Genomic DNA, 24,566 nt, shown 5'->3' with positions numbered 1-24,566 from the left:
CAGGTTAGTGTAGGCAAGTAAATAATCAATCAGCAAGCCAAGATGTTTCCCTTGATTTTCATGAACTCTTGCCAACTAGTTTGCTCGTTTTTGAAACCCTTTGCAAAATTTGTTATACTATCAATAGAAAAGGAGTGATTTTATGAGTTTAACCAGCCAGCTTATTACAGCAGATTTTCCGGATTTGGACAAAGTAGAAGCCTTGAATATTGAGGCTTTTCCGGAAGAGGAGAGGGTGTCGCTCAGTGAGTTTTTGCGTTATGAAGATCAGGAAGAGGCTAATTTTTTCGCTTTTTATCATGAAAATGAGTTTGTTGGATTTGCTTTTGCTATTTCCAATGAACAGGCTTTTTATGTCAGTTTTTTTGCCATTATGCCTCACCTGCGCAGCCATGGATATGGTGGGGAAATCATTGATAAGCTGGTAAATTTTTATCAGCGAACCATGCTCTTAGAGATTGAGCGTCTGGATGAGCTTTGTGACAATCCTGAGCAACGCCAGGCTCGCTGGGACTTTTATCAGCGTAAGGGATTCCGCTCAGCCAATGCTTTTTTGGAATATGACGAGCTTAGTTTTGAAATCCTTTATCGAGGAGAATCTTTTGATGAGGAAGCCTATCGAGATATCTTCCGCCGCCTTCAGGAGGAGCATTATTTCGACTTTGAAATCAAGCACAGACGTTTCAGCGACTACTAAAAATAGAGTTTATTGGTAGAAACTGTCGCCTTTGCTTAAGAAAAAGGATGAAAGTAAAGTTATAGTTCAGCTTATTTAGAAAAATAATCGAACAGCAAGGAAGAGATATAATGGATAAGGATATTAAACTAGTGGCAGTAGATGTAGATGGAACCTTTGTCCGTTCAGATTATACTTATGATGTGCCACTCTTTAAGCGAATTTTAGCTGCGATAGATAAAGAATGTCCTCTGCGGACTAGAAAGTGCCTATTGCGAGCGAGGGACAATCAGTCAAGATTTTTATGAGCTGACCAATCACTATTATCATCGCCTGCAATGGGTAGATGATTTCAAGGACGTACAAGATACTATTCTTAAGTTTTCCCCGACAGTTCCGGTGGATAAGACCTATGACTACTATGATCTCTTTCGAGAAAAGCTAGCTGGGAAGGTCGAGCCGACTACCAGTGGCCATGCTATTGTCGCAGTAGATTATGCCATCAAAGTTAGAAACTTGCAGAGTCCAGATGATTTGCAGCGGGCTGTCAAGGAAAGAGAAGGGCAGATAGAGCTAGCCTCTGCTTTTATTAGATCAGGAAAGGAAACTTTATGAAGCATTTATTTTCACGCTTGTCACCAGCGCAAAAGATTATCTTGTCTTTTCTTCTGGTGATATTCTGTGGCTCCTTGCTACTCAGTCTGCCTTGGGTGCAGACGGCAAGTTCCCAAGCGGGCTATCTGGATCATCTTTTTACAGCTGTCTCGATGGTCTGTGTGACAGGGCTTTTTACTCGATCGGTTGTGGATACATACAATGTCTGGGGCCAGCTCCTTTGTATGCTGCTTATTCAGATTGGTGGATTGGGAATCCTGACTTTTATCGGATTTTTCACCATGGAAAGTCGGAAAAAGCTCAGCCTCAAGGATCGCTGTATTCTGCGGGATAGTTTTAGTTATGGGCACAATCGTACCTTAGGTCAATTTGTCCGTTCGATTTTTATCACGACTTTTACTATCGAAGGACTGGGTGCGCTCCTTCTCATGATTCGCTTCATTCCCAAGTTTGGTCTGAGAAAAGGGATTTTTAATTCTATCTTTTTAGCCGTTTCTGCATTTTGTAATGCGGGCTTTGATAATTTTGGCAATGATAGTCTACTAGGCTTGCAGACAGATGTTTTGGTCAATATCACCTTGGCTCTCCTCATTATTACTGGAGGACTTGGCTTTATGGTTTGGTTTGACTTGGCGACTAAATTGGGAGGAAAACAGAAGGGGCTGCACTTTCATACTAAGGTAGTCTTGCTGCTGACTGCTGGTCTCCTCGTTTTTGGGACGGTCACGAGTCTCTGGACGGAGTACAATAATCCTGGAACGATTGGCAATCTTTCCTTTGGCGATAAGCTACTGGTTAGCTTTTTCCAGACAGTCAGTATGAGGACAGCTGGCTTTGCTTCCATAGATTATACGGCTGCTCGTCCAGTAACCCTGTTTATCTATCTGCTCCAGATGTTTCTAGGAGGGGCTCCGGGTGGTACAGCGGGCGGTCTGAAAATTACGACCTTCTTAGTTCTTTTGCTTTTTGCCCGAAAGGAAATTCTGGGCTTGCCTCATACCAATATGGGGCGGAGGACACTAGCTCCTCAGCTAGTGCAGAAGGCTTTTGGTGTGACAGTGATTTTTCAGCTGACATTTCTGCTTGGTCTTTTGGCTCTTGGGCTAGTGACCGATAGCAGTCATCGCTTTATTTACTTGATATTTGAGACTGTGTCGGCATTGGCTACAGTTGGTGTTACGGCCAATATCACTACCAGCCTCAATACAGCTGGTATGATTATGATTATGCTGCTGATGTTTATTGGCCGGGTGGGGCCGCTGACGCTTATGGTCAGTCTTAACCATTATCAACCGAAGAAGGCAGCTACCTTGCATTATAGCAAGGCGGACATTATGATTGGATAGGAGAAAAGAAATGGCAAATCAAACAGTTGGAATCCTCGGCTTGGGGATTTTTGGACAGAGTATCATTGAGGCCTTGATTTCTCAAGATGTAGAAATCATTGCGATTGATAATCACGAAGAGACAATCAATCAGTATGAAGACATGATTGCCGTCGGTGTGATCGGGGACATTACCGATATGGAGCTTTTGGAGGCGGCAGACGTCGGTTCCTGTGATACGGTGGTCGTAGCGACGGGAGAAAGTCTGGAATCCAGCGTCCTAGCGGTCATGCACTGCAAGGCATTGGGCGTAAAAAATGTCATTGCCAAGGTCAAGGATGAAGTAACCCAGCAGGTGCTGGAAAAGGTAGGAGCTGATCTAGTTATCCTGCCTGAAGTGGAGGCTGGTATTTCATTGGCCAAGACCATTCTCTTTAACCATTCTCTTTAACCATTCGATTGAGGTTTTCCAACTGGATGATGATGTAGTGGTGGCTGAGTTTGAACTGCCTGCTAACTGGGTCGGGAAAACGGTCCGTGAAGTAGATGCTCGTAGGCTTTATCATCTTAATATTATCGGCTATCGTCTGACAAAAAATCAGCCTTTGGAAAGCCAGTTTACTCCAGACTTTGTTTGGCCAGAAGGCGTCAGCATTATGGCTGTGACTGATAACCAGCATTTGGATAATTTACGTGAAATAGTGAAGTAGTAGCTAGAATAAGATCTCTTCGCTGGGAGTCCAACCGATTCTAACTAGGCATTCGGCACCTTTCTATTATATGAAGAAAATCGATACATAGAGAGTGGGACAGACAGCCATGACGACATAGCCGTCACCCACAGAAACACGAAAATAAAGAAAACAGCCCTCATTTAGAAGTATAATATAAGTGAGGGCTTTGTGGTTGATAATTTCTTGAATATCACTTTCGCGGGACAAACTGATCCACTCTACCGACGAGTACCCCAAAATATCGCCTTGAGCATGAGTATAAAAATACGACAATGTTATCGGTAGACAAGCTCTCTGACTTTATAAATGGAGGGAATCACAATGGATGTTCTCTATCAATCTTGTGCAGGTATTGATGTCCATCAAGCTACTGTTGTGGTTTGTATTCTACATGGGCCGCTCACTTCTACTCGTCCAAAGCGTGAAATGGCTCAGTTTGATACAACGACAAAAGGATTAAAAGCCTGTCATGATTTTCTCAGTCAATTTCATGTAGAAGCCGTCGGCATGGAAAGCACAGGAGTTTACTGGAGACCTGTCTGGCATGAACTCTGTGATGACTTTGAACTCATCCTAGCACAGCCTGCTCATATGAAAGCTATTCCAGGTCAAAAAACAGATAAGAAAGATGCTCACTGGATTGCCCAATTAACACGAATCGGCCTGCTTCCTCGCAGTTTCGTTCCTGATGAAACCATTCAAGAATTGAGAGAGCTAACACGACAACGGAAACACTATGTAGAGAGCCGTAATCGTGAGACCAATCGGATCCATAAAATCCTCCAATCAGGAGGTATTAAGCTGACAACCTACATAGAAGATATCATGGGTGCTTCTGGTCGAAACTTACTGCAACTGCTTATTGATGAGACGCCCGTTACCCCAAGAATGATCCATCAATCTGTTTATACCAGTTTGAAAAGAAAAGTTCCCCAACTCCTTGAGGCACTTGATGGGTACTTTTCGGCTCATCATCGTTTTATGTTAGGTCAGTCCTTGGAGATTTACGATTTTTATCAAAAACAAATCGATTGTTTGGAAGAGCGTATGAACGGCTATCTAAATCTCTATGAGAGACCAGTGGAAATCCTAGATTCTATTCCTGGTATTGATCTCATTACAGCCTCTGTGATCATATCGGAAATTGGGGTAGACATGAGCCAGTTTCCAACAGCTGGACATCTCGCTTCCTGGGCTGGTTTGTGTCCTGGAAATAATGAAAGTGCCGGTAAAAAGAGGAGCACAAAAATCAGACATGGCAATTCCTATTTAAAAAGGTGTCTCTGTCAAGCAGTTTTTGCTGCAAAAAGACAAAAAGGAAGTCCACTAGCAGAGCGTTATTACCAGATTCAAAGCAGGAGAGGACCGCAAAAAGCAACTATTGCACTCGCACATCAACTTCTTAAAATAGCTTATATCCTTTTGAAAGAAAATCTTACTTATCAGGAGTTTGTGCTACAAAAAAAGGCTACTAGAGACGAGCCAGTAGCCTAATACAATTTTTTCACTTTCATTATATCACAAGGGGAGTCTTTTTGCGCTCTTTTGAGTTTTCGTATAAAATCGGTAATTCGTTAGAATTCGATTTCGTCGTCCCACCTCCGCACAGTTGAGTAGGGCTGTAAAAGCTGATGAAATCAGCGTAGTAGAGCCCACTCAACCACTGCGTCTTGCTCGACAATCAAAAGACAATTGAGAGGCTAGGACTTTTGTCCCAGCCTCTTTTTTGAAACCAGTTGCAAAATTTGTTATACTATCAATAGAAAAGGAGTGATTTTATGAGCTTAACCAGCCAGCTTATTACAGCAGATTTTCCAGATTTGGACAAAGTAGAAGCCTTAAATATTGGGGCTTTTCCGGAAGAGGAGAGGGTACCGCTCAGTGAGTTTTTGCGTTATGAAGATCAGGAAGAGGCTAATTTTTTCGCTTTTTATCATGAAAATGAATTTGTTGGCTTTGCTTTTGCTATTTCCAATGAACAGGCTTTTTATGTCAGTTTTTTTGCCATTATGCCCCACCTACGTAGCCATGGCTATGGTGGAGAAATCATTGATAAGCTGGTAAATTTTTATCAGCGAACCATGCTCTTAGAGATTGAGCGTCTGGATGAGCCTTGTGACAATCCTGAGCAACGCCAGGCTCGCTGGGACTTTTATCAGAAACAGCATTAAAAAACTGGATGATTAAAAACTAGAAAGAAGAAAATGAGATTACGAAATGACCGCCATGAGTGTGAGCGACTATGGGCTCGACATAAATACTTGGTTTTGAGCCATTCGGCTGTGATTTATAAAGAAATACGTGAATATTTAAAGCAAGATACGGTTTTTGTAGAAGATATTCGGCATTATATTGAGCAGGCAGTAGCCTTACCAGAAAGCAGGGGCCAAGTTATCAATGCTTTTCAGCATGTCTGGGGGTATTTTAAGAAAAAGGCCAGCCAAAAAGAAAGCGAAGACTTCATGTATCTGCTTAGTCGATATGAGTATGGCAAAATTCCTCAAGATCAGCTGATTCTAGCAGTGCGAAATCTTTTAGAAAATTATCCGAATCCTTATTTGCAAAATTCATCTTTACTATATGGAGGTTACGATGAGACTCTGGCATCAAGAACTGATTCCTAAACTTCCCCGTCCACAACTGCTTGGGCAACATCGTGAATGCTGTGCTCTTCGTGGCAATGGTTGGGGGAAGAAACATGCGACCGTTGACTATGTTTTTACTCACTCTCCTTACTTGCTTTATCGCTACCATGAGCTGATTATGGAGGAGATGAGCAAGCGAGGTTATCGTGTATCGCCAGAATGGCTGGAGCGGGACTATCGTGGCAAGGCTTGTCCGGCTTATGTGCATCTGGAAGAAGTACCTGTCACAAGGCCTATTTACCCTGAGCATGATGCAGCATATTATGAGGAATGTCTGCAAAACCTCAAAGAAAAAGGTATTGCCTTATAGGCTTTTCTGTCGTCTGAGCCAACTGCCTGTCTTGAGAAAAAGCAAGCAAAATGATACAATAAAACGAATAGTAAAATGATTAACTGGAGCAAAAATGAATTATTTTAATGTTGGGAAAATCGTCAACACCCAGGGGCTGCAAGGTGAGATGCGGGTTTTGTCAGTGACGGATTTTGCAGAAGAGCGTTTTAAAAAAGGCAATAAACTGGCCCTTTTCGATAAGAAGGACCAGTTTGTCATGGACGTGGAAATTGCTAGCCACCGCAAGGTCAAGAACTTTGACATTATCAAGTTCAAGGGGATGTACCATATCAATGACATCGAGAAATTTCGTGATTTCACTCTGAAAGTCCGAGAAGAAGACTTGGCTGATTTGGAAGATGGGGAATTTTACTACCATGAGATTATCGGCCTTGAAGTCTATGAGAATGATGTTCTGCTAGGTACGATTAAGGAAATTCTCCAGCCAGGAGCCAATGATGTCTGGGTAGTCAAGCGTAAAGGTAAGCGCGACTTGCTTCTTCCTTATATTCCGCCAGTGGTGCTGGGGATTGACATTGAGCAAGGTCGGGTTGATGTAGAGATACCGGAAGGACTGGACGATGAAGATTGATATTTTGACCCTCTTTCCGGAGATGTTTGCGCCCTTGGAGCACTCGATTGTGGGTAAAGCTCGGGAAAAAGGCCTCTTAGAAATCAACTACCATAATTTTCGAGAACATGCGGAAAAATCTCGGCATGTGGATGACGAGCCCTATGGTGGAGGTCAGGGCATGCTGCTGCGGGCTCAGCCTATTTTTGATGCCTATGATGCCATTGAAAAGAAGCAGCCGCGCGTGATTTTGCTGGATCCTGCTGGTCGAACTTTTGACCAAGCCTACGCTGAGGAGCTGGCCAAGGAAGAGGAACTCATTTTCATTTGTGGTCACTATGAAGGCTATGATGAGCGGATCAAGACCTTGGTGACGGACGAGATTTCGCTAGGTGACTATGTCCTGACCGGAGGAGAATTGGCGGCTATGACCATGATTGATGCGACCGTTCGCCTGATTCCAGAGGTTATTGGCAAGGAAGTCAGTCATACAGATGATAGCTTTTCGTCTGGGCTCTTGGAGTATCCTCAGTACACTCGTCCCTACGACTATCGGGGCATGGTTGTTCCGGAAGTTCTCATGAGTGGGCACCACGAAAATATCCGCAAGTGGCGTCTCTATGAAAGTCTGAAAAAAACCTATGAGCGTCGTCCGGACTTGCTGGAAAACTATGAATGTACAGCCGAAGAAGCAAAAATGTTGGAAGAAATTCGTTTGGAACATTCATCAAAGAAGGGATAGAAGGTCAGCTGGTGACTAACTGTTTTCGTCATAAAACTGTAACAAAATTTCTATCAAAATGATATTGTTTTGACTGGTGAATCCGGCCATTTTATGTTAGTATTATAGCATACGATATTTGTGTCCGATATATGTAAGGGATACTACAAGAAGGAGAGAGTACGATATATGGAAAAAAGGATTGGGAAATCCGTTGTAGCAACTGGTATCGCAGCGACAACGATCATCTCTGGCGGACTCAGTCATCAGGTAAAAGCTGAAGAAATTGTTAAATCAACTACTGTAGAACCAAAATCAACAGCAGTTACAGAGAAGCCTATTACCACTGCAGATGTGGCAGAAGCTAAAGAGCAAGCTGACGCTGCTAAAGCAAATGCTGATCGACAACAAGAACAAGCTGATAAGGCTCAATCTGATGTTGAAGCGGCAAAAAATGCAGTTACAGAAGCCGAAAAATCTGTAGAAACAGCGACAGAGAATGAAAAAGAAGCTACAGACGAAGAAATTTCTCAAGCAGAAGAGCATGTAAAATCTACCGAGGAAGAAGCGGCAGCTAAAGCAGCAGCAGTAGAAAACGCTGAGACAGCTGTTGCTGACGCAAGTCAGGCTGTAAAAGATCAGGAAAATAAAATTGCAGCCCAACAATCATTGGTAGATGTAGCTGAGTCTGAACTCAATAAAGCTAAAGAACCAGTTCATGCAGAAGAAGAAGCTGTAGAAACAGCTAAAAATCAGCAAAATCAAGCACAGAACGCGTTAGAACATGCAAAGAATGAGTTAACAAAAGCGGAACAGGATGTGAAAGACTCGCCACAGGCTCAGTCAGACATCCAAAGTAAGATCAACAAAACACAGGCTGAGTTAAATCAGACTGAGCAATTGATTACTTCAACGAATACAGAGTTAGCTATTGAACAGAAAAATGCTGCAACAGCACCGGTTGATCTTCGAAATACTAATTATTCCCAATTCCTAGAGAATTTGCGAAATAATGCTCCGAGTCAAGCTGTAAGGGATGCAGCTACTAATGCTTTGGCAATGTATCAACGTGGTCAGCGAGAATATGGCATTACAGTTGGAACGGATCCAACTAGTCCGGCAAGCCTTGAGAACAACCTCCAAGCCCTTGAATTGGTTAAAGCTATCAACGCTTACCGACGTAACGCTGGTCTTCCAGAGCTATTAGTCGATCCTTATGCTAATGTAGCCAGCCAAATTCAAACAGTCTACTTTGAAAAAGCTAACTGGCACATGGGCAAACTAATTGGAAACGAAAATGTGGCCATCAGTTTCACCCCGCAAGGTGCTGTTAATTTCTGGCACAGTGAAAAGGCTTTGTACCAAAAAATTGCTGCCCAATATGGATTGCCAACGGATGAAAGACAGATTGATGCCAACGCAATTTATATGAAAGTTGGAGCAAGTGTATTTGCTCAAATTGGTCACTATGTTCAAATGATGGATAACAAGGCTAATGCAATCTCTGCAGCCTATGATACTCGTCCGAACCAGTGGGGAACTCCATATGGTACTTCAGAAGTAGGTTTCCACAATATTCGCAATTTCAATGAACGTGTGAATAATGGGACTTTGATGAGCGCTGATGCGCTAGCTCAATTACTTCGTAGCGGTGGTGGACGTTCTGCAGGTTCTAGTGCTAATGTTACTGCTTTGAAAAATCGTTTGGCAGGATTGCAAGCTCAAAAAGTTAGTCAAGAATCCACGATTAACATCCTAAATTCTCAGTTGGCTGATGTACGAAATAGCGAAGCTGCTCGCGCAACGGCACTAGCAAATGCGAGAAAACAAGTTGATGAAGCAGAAACAAATCTAGCTGTCACGAAACAAAATGTGGCTGATAAAAAAGCTGCTTTAGCTGCTGCTACAACCAGAATTTCTAATGCTCTAGCACCATATCAGGCAAAATTAGCAAAAGCCCAAACAGTTCTGGGAGAAGCCCAAACTCAGTTAGTTGCTTTGAAAGCTGCTGAACAAAAGTTGCAGAGTGGATTAGGCAAAATCAAGGAAGAATTAACTGCTGCTCAAGAGCGTGTGTTGGCTGCTCAACAAAGAGTGGTCAGCTTGAAAGAAGCTCCTCAGCAGTTAGCAAAAGCTAAACAAAATCTGGTTGCTGCAAAAGCTGATTTTGAAGCTAAAAAGTCTATCGCTGAAGAAGAAAATATGAAATTGCTCGGCTTACAAAGTATTTACACAGATCTTCAGGCGAAACATAGCCGCCTACAATCAAACCTCCTTAAAGAAGAAGGTAATAGAAATGCTAGTCAGCTCTCTTATAGAGGTGCTGCAGCTGGTGGCAAAGATACTTCTATTGAATATCGTTCAAATGCAGGAGCTCCGTCTACAAATGGACTTCCAACCGCAAGTTCAGATGAAGGAAATAATTTGGTAACGACTGGAACAAACACTCAGGGAGTAAAAACAGCAACTCAAGTTACTCCACTTGCTTCAGCTTCTGCGACGACGACAACTTTACCTAATACAGGTTCAGGTTCGGAAGCTGAGCGATTGGCTGTTCTTGGAATGGCAATCGGTGCAGCAACGCTCGTAGGAGCAAATAAACGACGTCGTAGAAATAGCAACTAAATATGATAATAAAATCCGTATCACTTAAAATGATACGGATTTTATTATCTATCATAAACTATCCAGAGCATTTTTTTGCTCGTCGTTGACAATATGAGTGTAGAGGTCTGTCACCTGAGTACTGGCATGACCTAGCTGGTGGCTGACGAGAACTTGAGATTTGGTTGCATCATATAAACGTGTAGCAAGTGTGTGGCGGAGCTTGTGAGGCGTCACTCGCACCTTGAAGTCCTCAGAATACTTGGCCACCATTTTTTCGACACTGGAAGCATCGATTCGATTCGGAGTACCACGGTATTCAGTCAAAAAGAAGGCTGTATCCGTCTTTTCGGCCTTGTACCGTTTATTCCGAATGCTCAGATATTCCTCTAAATAGGGCTTGGCAAAGGCAGCAACATTGACAGAGTCTCTTTTTCCGCCTTTTCTTGTTACCTCAATGACCATCATCTTGAGATTGATGTCTTTTAGATCCAGATTGACAGCTTCAGACAGACGCACACCAGAGGCAAGCAGCAAGGCAATGATGGCTAGATCACGTTCTTTGTTCTTGTTAAAGGAGGACAAAGCGCGATTAGAAAGCTTCTTAGGGTACTCCGTATTGATATATTGGAGAAAACCTTCTGTCTCATCTCCTAAAAAGAGCTTCTGTTTGATGTTCTCTGCACGAGCAGCTAAGGTTTCCTTTTTCTTCTTGGTAGCGACTTTCTTCATCACATTTCGATAGAAGTAGGGCTCCCCCTGCTCGTTTTCCACTTCCTCAGTCAAATATTTGTAGAGGCTGGACAAAGCCGAAAGAGTCCGGTTGATGGTTGTCTGGGAAACACCGTTTTGGGTCGTATTAGCATTGAGGAGCGGCCGCTCTCGCAAATAAAGAATGAAAGCTTCCATGTCTTTCTTGGTCATATTTTCCAATACCGAGAGAGGAATCTCAGCAATCTCTGAAGCGTCAGATATACCAGAGTCTAAAACCCAGCAAAAAAATCGATCGTATTCTTTAAGATATTCATACAAGGTCGTAAAACTATAAGGCACTGCCAGTTTGGACTGGTAGTATTCTAGAACGTACCAGGGCATAGTGGCTTTGAGTTTGTCAATTCTTTCTAACAGCAATTCACGTCTCATTACAATTCTCCGTTTTTTCTATAATAGTAGTATAGCATATCCAGCTATATTTTTCAAGAAAATTATAGTTTTTCGGAAAGATATCATAGGGGATATATAGGACTGTTTTGTTTTCCTTTCTATAATCTATATCTTTTAAAAATGATAAAATCAGCAAATCTTACGGATCTACTGATTGTTATTTTATTCTGTAACTTATTTTTCTACATATCGAAATGGAATTTTGCTACCACAGAGAAAATTATAGACTCGATCATTGACTTGAACATTCATAGCTTCGTGGGCATATTCTGGCATGATTAAATGCTCTTTTAGACACTCTAATATTTATGCTGCTTATTCAGATGTATCAATGGTTTAACTCTTATTGTGTCTATTGTATACATAAATATAATGTTTTAAATCATTTTAAGTACTAAGCTGTTTTATGTTTAACTTTGCTGGACTTGGCCAGATAACATGATGCAAGAATGACAATAATTCTGATTAGATAGATTTCGGAACGATCGTCACTGATAGTTAATTGAGAAAGAACATTTATAATTGAATGTGTCATAACACAAATCCAGAGATTTCCTGTTTTTAAATAAAGAGCTGAAAGCATGAAAGAATTTGTAAGCAATCCAAATAAAAAAGGAACAATCTGAAGACCGACTAGGGAACCATCTATATAAAAGAATAATAAATGCCAAGTTGACCAGATAAAAAATATTAAGATTGTTGCTTGAAAATATTGCAACTTTTCTTGTAAAATCGGCTGAAATACGTATCTCCAACCTATTTCTTCCAAACCACCATATAAAACAAATTTTAAAAACATCAGAAAAGGGAAAAACCAAATAAATTGTTTGATTTTTCCACCAAATAATAGAAAAGAGAAATCAAGAATAACTAGCAAAAATGCTAATAAATAATGTTTATAACTAGTATGAATGTTAAAAAAATCTTTTATTATTTTCTTTAAATTAATCTGATAATACCGAACGGCAACTATACTTCCCCATAAGGATGTCGAAATGCCACCTATCATAATTCCAAAAAAATTTACTAAATTTGAATGAAAACCGTAATAATTCAAAGAAAATACAACTAGGCAAACCGATAACAACTGGCTAAAAGTTCCTATCAAATAAACTAAAAGAGCCTTGTTTCTTTTCATTGGAACTCCTTTTAATAGCTTTAAAAACATTTTAAAAATTATACAAGTATATCAAAAAAATACATAACTTAAATTATGCGATATCTATAGATTTAAAAATTGACTTAATTGTTTCACCAATTCTGGATTGGTTGGCAAGGCTGAATGATGAGCCTTACGACCTTTTAGATTCACTTCTGAATAAGTTTGATTCTCAAAAATTGATTTTGCTGCTTGTGCACTAGAGAGAGGAACGATGCCGTCTGATTTTCCAGCAAAGCTACCGACAAAGTTAAGGACCTCTACTTCTTTTTCTAAGCGATGTTTCCACCTTTGAAAATCGTTATACATCTCTTGGTTGAATTTGTAAGGACTTCCAATAATGGCCATCTTGCTTGCGGCTAACTTCTTTTTCTCTAAAAAGCCACTTTCCAATAAACCAGTCAAAACTAGTCCACCATTGGAGTGCCCTACTGCCTTAAATTCTGTGAAATAATAGTGGTCAAGAAGGTAGGTTAAAGCGAGCTTAAGGGATTCGATTTGCTGCTTTATATTTTCATAACCATCACGATTATTTTGAAAGCCAACCACAAAAATAGGATTTCTGTCCTTCCGCTTCAAATGCCCCCGATAAGTCATGTGTCCATCATTCCAGACTTTAATCCGAACAAGACTATGATGTGAATGCTGATTTCGATTGAGCTTTTTAACCATTCGATTAAAACGATTCTCAGTCGCAGAACTACCTGGAATCATGATAATAGGATGTATTTTGACCTTGCTGGCAGGTAGATGAGAAATAGGGTGGGAAGGCAGCTTATTCAATAATTTTTGAAAGGTTTTAGCAAGTCGATGAATCAATTGAGTCAAAAAAGGCTTCATTCTAGTCTCCGTATCTGAATCTGATGTTTTCAAAAACAAGCCACATAAAACTTAGTTATGCGACTTGTTTTTTTGTTATTACTTCCGCTTCTTCTTGTTTTTCTTCATTTGCTTGGCCATTTTGTTCATGCTGCGGCGCATGAGAAATTCTCCAGCTTTCCCTTTGAGGCCACCACCAAACATTTGGCTCATATCTGGCATTCCTGCTCCGCCTAGGGCAGATAAATCTGGCATACCTCCTTGACCCATCATGCCTTCTAAAGCTGACATATCATGCATACCGCCCGGCATATTTTTAGGCAGATTGTTAGGATTGAGCCCCATCTGTTTCATCATTTTGTTCATATCTCCAGATAGGACTCCCTGCATCATCTGTTTGGCTTGGTTAAAGTCCTTGATAAACTTATTGACTTCGACAAAACTATTACCAGAACCAGCTGCAATCCGACGACGACGACTTGGGTTAAGCAGGTCTGGATTTTCCCGCTCGGCTGGTGTCATAGAGGATACGATGGCACGTTTACGGGCAATTTCTTTTTCATCTACTTTGATATTTTTCAGAGCAGGATTATTGGCCATACCTGGCAGCATCTTGAGCAGGTCTTCCATAGGTCCCATGTTCTGAACTTGGTCTAGTTGGTCGATGAAATCGTTGAAATCAAAGGTGTTTTCCCGCATTTTTTCAGCCATTTCAAGCGATTTTTTCTCATCGTACTCTTGAGAGGCCTTTTCAATCAGGGTCAGCATGTCCCCCATACCGAGTATACGGCCAGACATACGGTCTGGGTGGAAAGTTTCGATATCGGTAATCTTTTCACCAGTACCAGTAAACTTGATTGGCTTGCCAGTGATCTGACGGACAGACAGAGCCGCACCACCACGGGTGTCCCCATCAATCTTGGTCAGGATAACCCCAGTTACTTCCAGCAGATTGTTAAATTCACGGGCTACATTGGCTGCTTCCTGACCAATCATAGCATCGACAACCAGCAGAATTTCATTTGGTTGCGCTAGAGCCTTGACATCAGCTAGCTCCTGCATGAGTTTTTCATCAATTTGTAGTCGACCAGCTGTATCAATCAGGACATAGTCGTTGTGGTTAGCCTTGGCTTGCTCCAAACCTTGACGGACAATCTCTACTGCTGGGAGTTCAGTACCTAAGGCAAAGACTGGCACATCAATCTGTTGCCCCAGTGTTTTCAACTGATCAATAGCGGCGGGACGGTAAATATCTGCCGCAATCATGAGCGGGCGAGCATTTTCTTCTTTTTTGAGTTTATTAGCCAATTTACCCGCAAAGGTCGTTTTACCAGCCCCCTGCAAACCGACCATCATGATAACAGTCGGAATCTTTGGTGACTTGATAATCTCAGCAGTATCAGAACCCAGAATGGCTGTTAGCTCTTCGTCTACGATTTTGATGATCTGTTGAGCTGGATTGAGTGTGTCAATAACTTCGTGTCCGATAGCTCGCTCACGAATCTTTTTAATAAAGTCTTTTACAACAGGTAGGGCAACGTCAGCCTCCAAGAGAGCAAGACGGATCTCCTTGGTCGCTTCCTGGATATCGCTCTCAGAAATTTTCCCCTTTCTGCGTAGGTTTTTAAAGACGTTCTGCAAGCGTTCAGTTAAATTTTCAAAAGCCATAAATATTTCTCCTCTTAATTATCAAATGATGGAAATGGATAGGTTGCTATCCGTTTTATTCTCGGTTATCAATGCTGGACAAAACCGCAAGCTGCTCCTGCAAATAGGGATCATCAGGATATTTCTCCATAATTTGATCAAAAATCTGACTTCTGACGATATAGTCAGAATACATATGCAGCTTCATTTCATAGTCTTCCAGAATTTTCTCTGTCCGCTTGATATTGTCATAAACAGCTTGGCGGCTAACGCTAAATTCCTCAGCAATTTCAGCTAGGCTGTAGTCGTCCGCATAGTAGAGCTCGATATAGTTCATCTGCTTATCGGTCAGCAATGCCGCATAAAACTCAAACAGAGCATTCATTCGATTTGTTTTTTCAATTTCCATAAGGAATATTATATCAAATAATCCCTTTAAACTCCACTCTTTCAGTATATTTGAAAATAGAGATTTGCAAAAAAACTGTCGATTCGACAGTTTTGTAACATAATTTAATTTACGTAATCAATTATTCTCTAAATAGAATTCAAAGCGTTCGCCGACATATTGACTTTTTACATACTCGAAAGCTGTTCCATTATCAAAATAAGAAACTTGTGTCAAGCCTAAAATGGCATGACCGCGAGGGATTCCCAAATACTTAGCGATTTTTTCCTTGGCCAAACGAGCATAAATAGTCTGTTGAGACTTGCCAATTTTATAGCCGTGCTCTTGTAGAGTTTGAAAGAAATGACTAGTCACTTCTTCTTTTTTGAAATTCTTTATAAATTTCTCTGGAATAGAGGCGACTTCATAGACGACAGGAACATCGTCAGCATAGCGAACCCGTTCCATCCGAATGACATTCTCTGTCTTGTGAATGCCTAATTTTTCGACTTCCCGCTCACTAGGCAACGTCCGTCGGTAGGAAATCAGTTGGCTGGATGGAGTTTTCCCCTGGGACTTCATGATTTCTGTAAAACTAGTCGTTCCACGCATCTTTTCCTGAACGCGTGTGCTAGCAACGTAAGTACCACTACCGACACGCCGCTCAAGAACTCCCTCTTCGACCAAGAGAGTGATAGCTTGGCGCAAGGTCATGCGGCTAACTTTAAATCTCTCAGCCAAGTCTCGCTCGCTAGGCAATCGTTCGCCAATTTCCCAAATTCCTTCGTCAATTTCTTTTTTTATTTGATCGTGAATTTTGATATATGCGGGTAACATATTGATTCTTCTTTCTTATTTGATACCTTCCTTTATTTTAATACCAAATACTTCAAATGTCAAACTAAATATGAAGGATTAGTGTTTAAAAGGCTAGTTTTTCCAGAATTTTATTTGATTTATCGAACGAAGAAGATTTTACTGTCTCTTTTAATCGTTTTTCACCACTCTTGTTTCTTATCGCCTTGGAAAAATTCCTATTTTGTGTTAAAATGAGGGGAAAAGATTACTTCTTTTAAGAAAGGGAAAAGATGACAACTACAACTGAATTGCAAGATGTTGAAAAAATCATCGTGCTTGATTACGGCAGCCAGTATAACCAGCTGATTTCACGCCGCATTCGTGAAATTGGTGTTTTTTCTGAACTAAAAAGCCACAAGATCACAGCGGATGAAGTCCGTGCTATCCGTCCTGTTGGGATTATCCTCTCAGGCGGACCTAACTCAGTTTATGAAGAAGGTTCATTTGATATTGATCCAGAAATTTTGGAGTTGGGTATTCCAATTTTGGGGATTTGCTACGGTATGCAGCTCCTGACTCATAAATTGGGTGGGAAAGTGGTGCCCGCAGGTGATGCCGGTAATCGTGAATATGGGCAATCCACACTAAGGCGTACTGCTTCTCCTCTTTTCGAAAGTACTCCAGAAGAGCAGCTTGTCCTGATGAGCCACGGTGATGCGGTGACGGAGATTCCTGCTGATTTTGTCCGCACAGGTACGTCTGCTGACTGTCCTTTTGCGGCTATTGAAAATCCTGACAAGAAAATCTACGGTATCCAGTTCCACCCAGAGGTTCGTCATTCTGAATATGGTTACGATATTCTGCGCAACTTTGCTCTCAATATCTGCGGGGCTAAAGGCGACTGGTCTATGGATAATTTCATAGACATGGAAATCAACAAAATCCGCCAAACCGTTGGTGACAAGAAGGTGCTGTTGGGACTTTCTGGTGGTGTAGACTCTTCTGTCGTCGGTGTTCTCTTGCAGAAAGCAATCGGTGATCAACTAATCTGTATCTTTGTGGATCATGGTCTTTTGCGTAAAGGCGAAGCTGATCAGGTCATGGATATGCTTGGCGGCAAATTTGGTTTGAATATCGTGAAGGCAGACGCAGCTAAACGTTTCCTTGATAAACTAGCCGGTGTCTCAGATCCAGAGCAAAAACGTAAAATTATCGGAAACGAGTTTGTCTATGTCTTTGACGACGAAGCCAGCAAACTGAAAGATGTGAAATTCTTGGCTCAAGGGACTCTCTATACAGACGTTATCGAATCTGGTACTGACACTGCTCAAACTATCAAATCTCACCACAATGTTGGCGGCCTGCCAGAAGATATGCAGTTTGAGCTGATTGAACCGCTAAATACACTTTACAAGGATGAAGTCCGCGCTCTCGGTACAGAACTTGGTATGCCTGATGAAATTGTTTGGCGCCAGCCGTTCCCAGGACCAGGTCTTGCTATTCGTGTCATGGGTGAAATCACAGAGGAAAAATTGGAAACCGTCCGTGAGTCAGACGCTATTCTCCGTGAAGAAATCGCCAAGGCTGGTCTTGACCGCAACATCTGGCAATACTTTACTGTCAATACAGGTGTCCGTTCTGTCGGTGTCATGGGCGATGGCCGGACTTATGACTACACGATTGCCATTCGTGCTATCACTTCTATCGATGGTATGACAGCTGACTTTGCCAAGATTCCTTGGGATGTTCTGCAAAAGATCTCTGTCCGCATCGTCAACGAAGTAGACCACGTCAACCGTATCGTCTACGATATTACAAGCAAACCACCTGCAACTGTGGAGTGGGAGTAAGTATACCTCTGTCCTAACCTTTTTTCAATTGATTTTATAAGGATTTATCAATAAGTTACCCCACTTATCGCAACTTTTAGTTAACTTATTCCCTGCCTCTCTCCCTGCTTTTAACCCCCAACGCTAACCTTTATGCGTTGGGGGTTATTTGTTTATTTTTTCTTTATACTTTGATTTCCTTTAAACTTCACCTTACTTTCTATACTATGCTTAATAGTAATGTCATCCTCTATAGCCTGTGCTACACTTTCGTCATTTCTAGACCATAGGTGAGCGTAATGTTTTAGCGTTATCTCAGGACTTGAGTGTCCCAATCTTCTAGAAATCACTAAGACATCAATGTTATGCTCATTAATGAGATAGCTTGCATGACTATGCCTTAGCCCCTTTGCCTGTATTGGGTGGACACCACTAATATCGGCATGGCGTTTGATAATTCTATTAATTGTTGAACGGTGTAGCGGTGTTTTTGAATAACTGAGGATGAAAGGAGCTATGTGCTGTTTTTCCTGTCTCTGTTTCCATTTCGTCAACAGTTGGACAGTTGTATCATCTAAAGAGATAATACGTTGACTGCTTATAGTCTTCGTATAGTTCTTTACTTCAAATTCTGCTCTTCCTCTTCTCTCCAAAGTACCGTGTATCCGCAACTTTTTATTTTCTAAGTCTACATCCGTCCACTTTAGTGCTAACCCTTCAGACACTCTTATTCCAGTCATGTAGTATAACCAAACTGCAATAAAAGACATGTGTTCATAGAGGTCATCAATATAGAAGCTTGCCAGTACCTTTTCAAATTCTTCCTTAGTCCAATAAGCTACAGTTACTCGTCCTTTAGAAATTGCATCCGTTTGTTTGGATACATTTACTTCGAGGTATTGTATCTTGACTGCATAGTCCAAAGTTTTTCTAAATGCTCCATAAATCATGGAAGCGTAGTTTTGAGAATATTGGTCATGAGTCAAGAGATAGACTCTAAATTTCTCGCAGTTTGTTAGTGTGATGTCCCGTAGTCTAATTTTTCCAAACCTCTGAATTAACATTTTTAAGGCAGGCTGTTTAGAGATCCATGTCCCTTTTTCAACACTTTTCTCATACATTGGCAAATAGTGTTCTTCCATAAATCGTTCATAGGTTATATCATAATCGCTGTAATTTTTCACTTTATGATATTCTAATTTGATTTTGGTAACTTCCTCGTAAGCTTCTTTGGCTGTACGAAACGGATTCCCTTTTTTCGATTTAGAAGATTTTTTCTGAATTCGTTTTCCAGTTATCCTATCTACACCTAATTCAACACTGTAGTAGTAGAACCCGGTTTTATCATTTTTGAATACACAAGGATATTTTGTCTTACTCATTATAACTCACCTCTCTATTTTAATTCCTATTATTTTTTCTACAGCGTAGGCTGGAACAATACCGCAACGTTTATTTAGATAAAATTCATATCCATTTTCAACGAGCCAGCATTTAGCTTGTCTAATGATATTTTTGGCTGTATGCTGTTTATAACCTAAGTCTATTAATACCCTGTAGTCAATTGTTTTCATCAGTATTATTCCTCCCCAAATATCCCTAACTCGATTGCAGCTTGTTTCCACTCTAATGGCAACTCAATACAATACATAGGAATTCTGTTTTTTTCGATGGTCATATATTTGACGAGTCGTCTTTTGTCTTTTATTAGTTTATTTTGCATGTTTAATAGCTGAAGTGCTTTTTCTATATTTGATATAGAAAATTCCTTTTTCAATAACTTCTCGAACTCATCTCTGAAGAAAAAGACTCGATATGTTTCTTTATACAATTTAATCACTCCTATCTTATTTCCAGTCCTAGTGTAACTGTCTTTGATATGGAATAATCCGGCATGTGATAAAGTATATTCCACTAAGCTAGTGTATAGATTAGTGGGGATTTCATCTCGTTTATCTAGCAATCTTTTTTCTGTAGATACTAAGAAATCACATACCCTTTCTGTATTTATATCTATATCTAGCAATTCTTTAATTAGAAATGCTGAGCTGTAGATCGTTGCATACAATACACCGATACGTGTTTTAAATCTAGTTTCTGGAAGTTTCTTAACTAGATCATTGTATGCTGTTTTATAGACTTCATTTATATATTTAACGCTTTTTTCGTGATTAAATATTTTTTCCATGAAATATTCACTAGCTACACCATAACACTTCGAACATCTTAGTTTTATCTGATCAGCAGTAGGTGCATCTTTAGTCCATCCGTTTTCTGATGTTAACTCTATGTATCTCATATGTAGCCCTTGATTTGAATTGAGATAATTTGCCATTGGTACTTCTGATGTTGTGGCGATTACAGTGTTAAATTTAAATTGCTCTTTAAAAGTGGAATCGGAATTCAACCTCAATCTACTTTGACCTTGTCCTATCTGATACAACAATTCGGAGAGGTCGGTACTTCTTGAGGCAGATAACTCATCTATTGTCGTTGCTACTCCCATATTTCCATTTAATATGGCAAGTAGAGCGTTCTGCGTAGCACTAAAAGAATACATAGTATTTGCTGGATTAGAATATATACTATTAATTAAATGGAGAGCAGTTGTTTTACCACTTGTAGATTGACCATAGAAATTAATAATTAAACTTCCAATATCTGGTTTATAGTTTATTGCTAAATATCCCAGAATGATTGAGCTGAATCCAACACATAATGCTATTTCTAGGTCACTTCCTAGTACATTATTTACCACCATTTGTTTCCATTCACTATATGTCCCTTTTGATGATAATTTTAAAAATGAGTTATCTGCTAATATGCTTGATTCATTATCGCCGTAATTTTTATTAAGCCTAAATGTTAGCATATTTAAATGGTTGATTTTCCATCCTATAAATGAGTGAATATTTTTTACAGGTGCAGATTTTATCTGATAATTCAAATATTCAATTGCTTTTTGAGGTGTTGATGCTAGAAGAATACCAAATTTTGTTAGATCAGATATTTTATTAGGTGACAACGTGCTTGCTGATATTTTCTGGGTACCTTTCTTGCCTTGAAATAAATATTCTAATTCATATTGAAAATAACCTGTATCTGTATTGAGATAGCATTGAGATATAAAGAAAGGGTTAGATGAAATAACCTCTCTCTTTTTGTCGTTGTATTTTATAATCCCTGATTTGCTAATCTCATAGTTTTCATAAGTATATTTCTTACCGTCAATCAGTCCATCTAAATTTGGTAGCTCTTTGCTTGTAACATTTTCTAATAATAAGAGTTCATCAGGACAAGGATATTTATCCATGAAATCAATTATAGTCTTGTCTGAGCAACTAGCATGAAGACACTTAAATCTACATCTTCCGTAACGGGTAATGGTGAAACACGCCCCACTGTCATTGTTTGAATGGTCTTTTAGTGGACAATGTTTGAATGGATATAACTTATTTCCGTATTTATCATCCTTAGATGAATAGTATTCTAGGTTATAATACCTTAACCATTCTTCACCTTTCGCTAATATATAAGGTTTCTCATCAGTAAGTTCCCCATTTTTAGTCGCTGTTTTGGTTTCTTGGTTAGGGAGTGATTCTTTTAATTTAGAAATTAATGTATTTAAATTTTCTTCTGTTAAACCGTCTGACATTTTATCAGGAACATAAAGTAATTTACTTTGACGATACGGTCTATCAGAAGTATTATCTCCCTTACAATTCAATGTTCCGTATAATCGAGTAATTCGACTAGGATTATATACTGTAACATCAATTTTAGAATGTTCATTTGAAAATTTTTGATCCAGTAAGTTTAATACTAATTTTATTTTATCTTTAGTCTTATCTGACGAGAGGAAATTTAAGGCTATTAGTAAGTGAATGCCATTTCCTGAATCCGCAACAATTATATGCTCCATTGTGATCCCATTAACTTGAAGCCATTGAAGAATATTATCAGCCATGGTTATGCCAGATTGTTTTTCTTCCTTTGTAGCACACACCCCGCTCGGACGCTCAGGATCAATGTCTATCAACATAAATCGGTACGAAGAAATATCGCTATCTTTAATAGCCCTATTTCCAGCTTCACAATGATCATGAATCTCATTAAAGGTAGTATAGTAAGCATAATTTGCATCACTTGAGACACCCGTAGATACATCAAAATCAGAAATTTGGCACACTTGGTTTTTAGGTGCTTCTTTACCTAAAAAACGCAGATTAATTTTTTGAATACCATAATTGCATAATACTCTTAAAGTTCGTCCTACTTCTGAAACAATTGCATCATTTGATATTTCATTTTGACACACTTGCCACACTAAGTCATTAATAAAGATATTTTTCATATTTAGATACCTTCCATTTTTTTTATATAATTTCTCTTGCGCAAGATGTCTATATTTTATGATGTATCTCAGATAAAGAAAACCCCAACTCAAAATGGAGTTGGGGGGTTGACACTTCTGGAATTTTATGTTATTAGAAAAAGGGTTTCAATTTACAAGATATGTTTTTATCTGCAAAGGTAGTGGCAATATCTTCATCTATATAGCGATAAATTTGTTCTAAAACCTGAAGTTTCATATATTCATTTAAATAATTGAGATTATCATTTCTTGATGTCTCAAGAGCTTCAGATAAAGTAATCCTATTACTAGAGATATATTTACCATGCATTGAGGTTTTATATATTTCCTTAGGTAATTCTTTTGAAATTTTAAACACAAATAAACTTAATATTAAGGCTTCAGTTTGCATTCTCTCTTTTGTTGTCATGTCTCTTAAGTAAGTAAATAATTTATTTTCCTCTAATATTAGTTTATCATCATCTTCAATCAAGAAGTTATCCGCTTTAATACTCCTACCTAACTCACTGGTGACTTTTAGTTTGTTGCTCTCAATCACTTGATGGTAAAACTTTTGCTTTTCTATGTATCTATCTTGAAGGGACTCAAAATAATCTTTGGATGTCACGCTTAATTGCAATTCATCAAGACCAAAAATAAGCATACCTAATAAGAAGTCATCTTTTATTAAACTATCCCAATTTTGGATTTCGAACTGTTGTTTTTCATATGTAAAGGTACGATTAAATATCAAACAGAAATCATTCAATAGGTTATTTAGGTTATAGAAAGAAATAAGAAAAAATAAAAGATAAGCAACTGGCTTACTAGGAATTTCTATAGCATCTATATTTTTTTTATTAAAACTTATTTTGTCTCTTATTCTTTGTAAACTACTTAAAGAATCAGGGGAACGAACCTCCTTAATTATTTTTTCAAAAAAATCTGAATGGTATTTTTGAAACTCTCGAGAATGGTTTAATATAATTATACAAGCTAGTAATCTACGTTGAAAAGAATCTTTTTTATTATCAAATATACCAACTCGCACCTTTCTTATTTTTTTTCTCGAGAATTATTATCTTTAACTTTCTCACAAAAATTGTGTACATAAAAAATATTTTCTTTTATGTCTCTTATAGTTATATTATCATTATTGTTCGTCATCTGTCTTATTCCTTTTTTTACTAATATTATACCACTTTTTCCTTACTTGACTAGCCAATGGATGAAAACATATTTCTTCCTGTTCATCTGTTAAGTATGTTATTTTATCATCTAATTTATTATTTAAAAGCAACTGATATAATTCATTAAGACGGTGTGCCACTTGTTTATTTTTTAGAGGCAATGAACCATAAGCAAATATTATTTTACATGATTTTTTCGCGCATTCCAATATGTGGTCGTCATTGTCAACATTGGTTGCTTTCAAATAGTTTTTCCTATCAATCTTATATTTAGAAAACAAATTAACACTATAGAAACCACCATACCCTAATTTATAGACATTATTTGTTATCAACATCATAGTCATGTCATCCTCCACTAAATTACTAGAACTGGGATACAGAGTTAGAACTGTTACCATAGGTTTATTACTCCATTGTTTAGTGAGAACATAGCGATGGTGTCGATTACTAGATTCTATAATCTCTATTTTGATGCTAACATTTGACTGTTTTTTGACCATTGAATTCCTCCACTTTTTTAGCTTAATTTTTAAGAGTTCAAAATTTTGATAGGTTATCGATATAGTGTTGTCTCTGCCAATCTTCATCTACTCCAATTTTATGATATATTAACATATATTTTGTGTATTGCTACTACAAAAATTTTTCATGTCGATTATGACAAAAATATCACTTACAGATTAACTCATTATAAAAGACACAGTACTTTTTCGAAAGAGTACTGTGTCTTTTATATTATTGACTTTCAGTCTGTCTCGCTCCGCTAGGTGCGAGACAAATAAACCACCCGCTATGCGGGTGCGCATCAAAGGTTATACCAAAAAAACTCCAAACGCGATACAATAAAGGTGTTCAAGCCAATTGTGAAGCGAAAGGAGAAAAATATGGCACAAAAGGCACATAGTTTATCACACACAAAGTGGATGTGTAAATATCACATTGTGTTCACCCCTAAGTATAGACGAAAAGTAATCTATAATCAATATCGAAGTA

General features: G+C 39.1%; 23 protein-coding genes and 3 pseudogenes. 14 read left to right on the top strand and 12 right to left on the bottom strand.

Going from position 1 to position 24,566, the window contains the following annotated elements; translation table 11 throughout:
• Positions 1-142 precede the first annotated feature (142 nt).
• From FZ952_RS00125 to FZ952_RS00075, 12 genes and pseudogenes are all read left to right on the top strand, one after another.
• Entirely contained in the window at positions 143-697 is a 555-nt protein-coding gene (locus tag FZ952_RS00125; RefSeq protein WP_148880143.1) for a GNAT family N-acetyltransferase, read from the top strand.
• Between the two features lie 110 nt (positions 698-807).
• On the top strand, positions 808-984 hold the full coding sequence (locus FZ952_RS11885) for a hypothetical protein (protein WP_222861951.1): 177 nt from the start codon (positions 808-810) through the stop codon (positions 982-984).
• Positions 985-1,075: 91 nt separating this feature from the next.
• A complete protein-coding gene (locus tag FZ952_RS11880) occupies positions 1,076-1,291 on the top strand; it encodes a hypothetical protein (protein ID WP_222861954.1) in 216 nt (71 codons plus the stop codon).
• A complete protein-coding gene (locus FZ952_RS00115; RefSeq protein ID WP_148880142.1) occupies positions 1,288-2,637 on the top strand; it encodes a TrkH family potassium uptake protein in 1,350 nt (449 codons plus the stop codon). The genes FZ952_RS11880 and FZ952_RS00115 overlap by 4 nt, the downstream gene beginning before the upstream one ends.
• A gap of 10 nt (positions 2,638-2,647) precedes the next feature.
• A pseudogene (locus tag FZ952_RS00110) lies at positions 2,648-3,326 on the top strand (potassium channel family protein).
• Positions 3,327-3,671: 345 nt separating this feature from the next.
• Positions 3,672-4,844, top strand: a complete 1,173-nt coding sequence (locus FZ952_RS00105) for an IS110 family transposase (protein ID WP_148880141.1) — start codon at positions 3,672-3,674, stop codon at positions 4,842-4,844.
• 284 nt (positions 4,845-5,128) lie between these two features.
• Positions 5,129-5,515: pseudogene (locus FZ952_RS00100) on the top strand (GNAT family N-acetyltransferase); the annotation flags it as partial.
• A 39-nt stretch (positions 5,516-5,554) separates the two neighbouring features.
• The gene (locus FZ952_RS00095; RefSeq protein WP_148880140.1) at positions 5,555-5,974 is read left to right on the top strand and encodes a YbgA family protein; all 420 of its coding nucleotides are present in this window, start codon (positions 5,555-5,557) and stop codon (positions 5,972-5,974) included.
• Positions 5,943-6,305 carry a TIGR02328 family protein gene (locus FZ952_RS00090; RefSeq protein WP_148880139.1) on the top strand — a complete coding sequence of 121 codons (363 nt, stop codon included), beginning with the start codon at positions 5,943-5,945 and terminating at the stop codon, positions 6,303-6,305. The genes FZ952_RS00095 and FZ952_RS00090 overlap by 32 nt, the downstream gene beginning before the upstream one ends.
• Before the next feature lie 94 nt (positions 6,306-6,399).
• Entirely contained in the window at positions 6,400-6,918 is a 519-nt protein-coding gene (rimM, locus tag FZ952_RS00085) for a ribosome maturation factor RimM (protein WP_148880138.1), read from the top strand.
• Positions 6,908-7,639, top strand: a complete 732-nt coding sequence (trmD, locus tag FZ952_RS00080; RefSeq protein ID WP_148880137.1) for a tRNA (guanosine(37)-N1)-methyltransferase TrmD — start codon at positions 6,908-6,910, stop codon at positions 7,637-7,639. Before rimM ends, trmD begins: the two co-directional genes overlap by 11 nt.
• A 168-nt stretch (positions 7,640-7,807) precedes the next feature.
• A complete protein-coding gene (locus FZ952_RS00075) occupies positions 7,808-10,243 on the top strand; it encodes a CAP domain-containing protein (protein ID WP_148880136.1) in 2,436 nt (811 codons plus the stop codon).
• Positions 10,244-10,294: 51 nt separating this feature from the next.
• On the opposite strand, the gene xerS is transcribed toward FZ952_RS00075, so the two are convergent.
• The 7 genes and pseudogenes from xerS to FZ952_RS00040 form a co-directional block, all read right to left on the bottom strand.
• Positions 10,295-11,365, bottom strand: a complete 1,071-nt coding sequence (xerS, locus tag FZ952_RS00070; RefSeq protein ID WP_148880135.1) for a tyrosine recombinase XerS — start codon at positions 11,363-11,365, stop codon at positions 10,295-10,297.
• A gap of 195 nt (positions 11,366-11,560) precedes the next feature.
• Positions 11,561-11,689 (bottom strand): annotated as a pseudogene (locus FZ952_RS00065) (acetylxylan esterase); the annotation flags it as partial.
• Between the two features lie 91 nt (positions 11,690-11,780).
• Positions 11,781-12,524: a CPBP family intramembrane glutamic endopeptidase gene (locus FZ952_RS00060; RefSeq protein WP_148880134.1), complete on the bottom strand. Its 744-nt coding sequence runs from the start codon at positions 12,522-12,524 to the stop codon at positions 11,781-11,783.
• An 84-nt stretch (positions 12,525-12,608) separates the two neighbouring features.
• Complete coding sequence (locus FZ952_RS00055) at positions 12,609-13,385, bottom strand: alpha/beta hydrolase (RefSeq protein ID WP_148880133.1); 777 nt, start codon at positions 13,383-13,385, stop codon at positions 12,609-12,611.
• 78 nt (positions 13,386-13,463) lie between these two features.
• Complete coding sequence (ffh, locus tag FZ952_RS00050; RefSeq protein ID WP_148880132.1) at positions 13,464-15,032, bottom strand: signal recognition particle protein; 1,569 nt, start codon at positions 15,030-15,032, stop codon at positions 13,464-13,466.
• Between the two features lie 55 nt (positions 15,033-15,087).
• Positions 15,088-15,420 (bottom strand): putative DNA-binding protein, encoded by a 333-nt coding sequence (locus FZ952_RS00045; RefSeq protein ID WP_148880131.1) that lies wholly within the window; start codon positions 15,418-15,420, stop codon positions 15,088-15,090.
• 117 nt (positions 15,421-15,537) lie between these two features.
• Positions 15,538-16,236 (bottom strand): GntR family transcriptional regulator, encoded by a 699-nt coding sequence (locus FZ952_RS00040; protein WP_148880130.1) that lies wholly within the window; start codon positions 16,234-16,236, stop codon positions 15,538-15,540.
• A 251-nt stretch (positions 16,237-16,487) separates the two neighbouring features.
• On the opposite strand from FZ952_RS00040, the gene guaA reads away from it, so the two are divergent.
• The gene (gene guaA / locus FZ952_RS00035; RefSeq protein WP_148880129.1) at positions 16,488-18,047 is read left to right on the top strand and encodes a glutamine-hydrolyzing GMP synthase; all 1,560 of its coding nucleotides are present in this window, start codon (positions 16,488-16,490) and stop codon (positions 18,045-18,047) included.
• 152 nt (positions 18,048-18,199) lie between these two features.
• On the opposite strand, the gene FZ952_RS00030 is transcribed toward guaA, so the two are convergent.
• The 5 genes from FZ952_RS00030 to FZ952_RS00010 form a co-directional block, all read right to left on the bottom strand.
• Positions 18,200-19,408: a tyrosine-type recombinase/integrase gene (locus tag FZ952_RS00030; protein ID WP_148880128.1), complete on the bottom strand. Its 1,209-nt coding sequence runs from the start codon at positions 19,406-19,408 to the stop codon at positions 18,200-18,202.
• A gap of 6 nt (positions 19,409-19,414) precedes the next feature.
• Complete coding sequence (locus FZ952_RS00025) at positions 19,415-19,600, bottom strand: DUF3173 family protein (RefSeq protein ID WP_148880127.1); 186 nt, start codon at positions 19,598-19,600, stop codon at positions 19,415-19,417.
• A 5-nt stretch (positions 19,601-19,605) separates the two neighbouring features.
• The gene (locus tag FZ952_RS00020) at positions 19,606-22,380 is read right to left on the bottom strand and encodes a DUF927 domain-containing protein (protein WP_148880126.1); all 2,775 of its coding nucleotides are present in this window, start codon (positions 22,378-22,380) and stop codon (positions 19,606-19,608) included.
• Positions 22,381-22,513: 133 nt separating this feature from the next.
• Positions 22,514-23,431, bottom strand: a complete 918-nt coding sequence (locus FZ952_RS00015; protein WP_262366302.1) for a hypothetical protein — start codon at positions 23,429-23,431, stop codon at positions 22,514-22,516.
• A 102-nt stretch (positions 23,432-23,533) separates the two neighbouring features.
• Positions 23,534-24,073, bottom strand: coding sequence for a DUF1643 domain-containing protein (locus FZ952_RS00010; protein WP_148880125.1), 540 nt, complete (start codon positions 24,071-24,073; stop codon positions 23,534-23,536).
• 384 nt (positions 24,074-24,457) lie between these two features.
• Here FZ952_RS00010 and FZ952_RS00005 point away from each other — a divergent pair.
• The coding region (locus tag FZ952_RS00005) for a transposase (protein ID WP_026216338.1) at positions 24,458-24,566 on the top strand (109 nt) is incomplete at its 3' end.

Source organism: Streptococcus sp. Marseille-P7376 (assembly GCF_902460385.1).
Classification (GTDB): Bacteria; Bacillota; Bacilli; order Lactobacillales; family Streptococcaceae; genus Streptococcus; species Streptococcus sinensis.
Note: the sequence above shows the minus strand (reverse complement) of the source record. Positions and strands in the feature narration are given on the sequence as shown.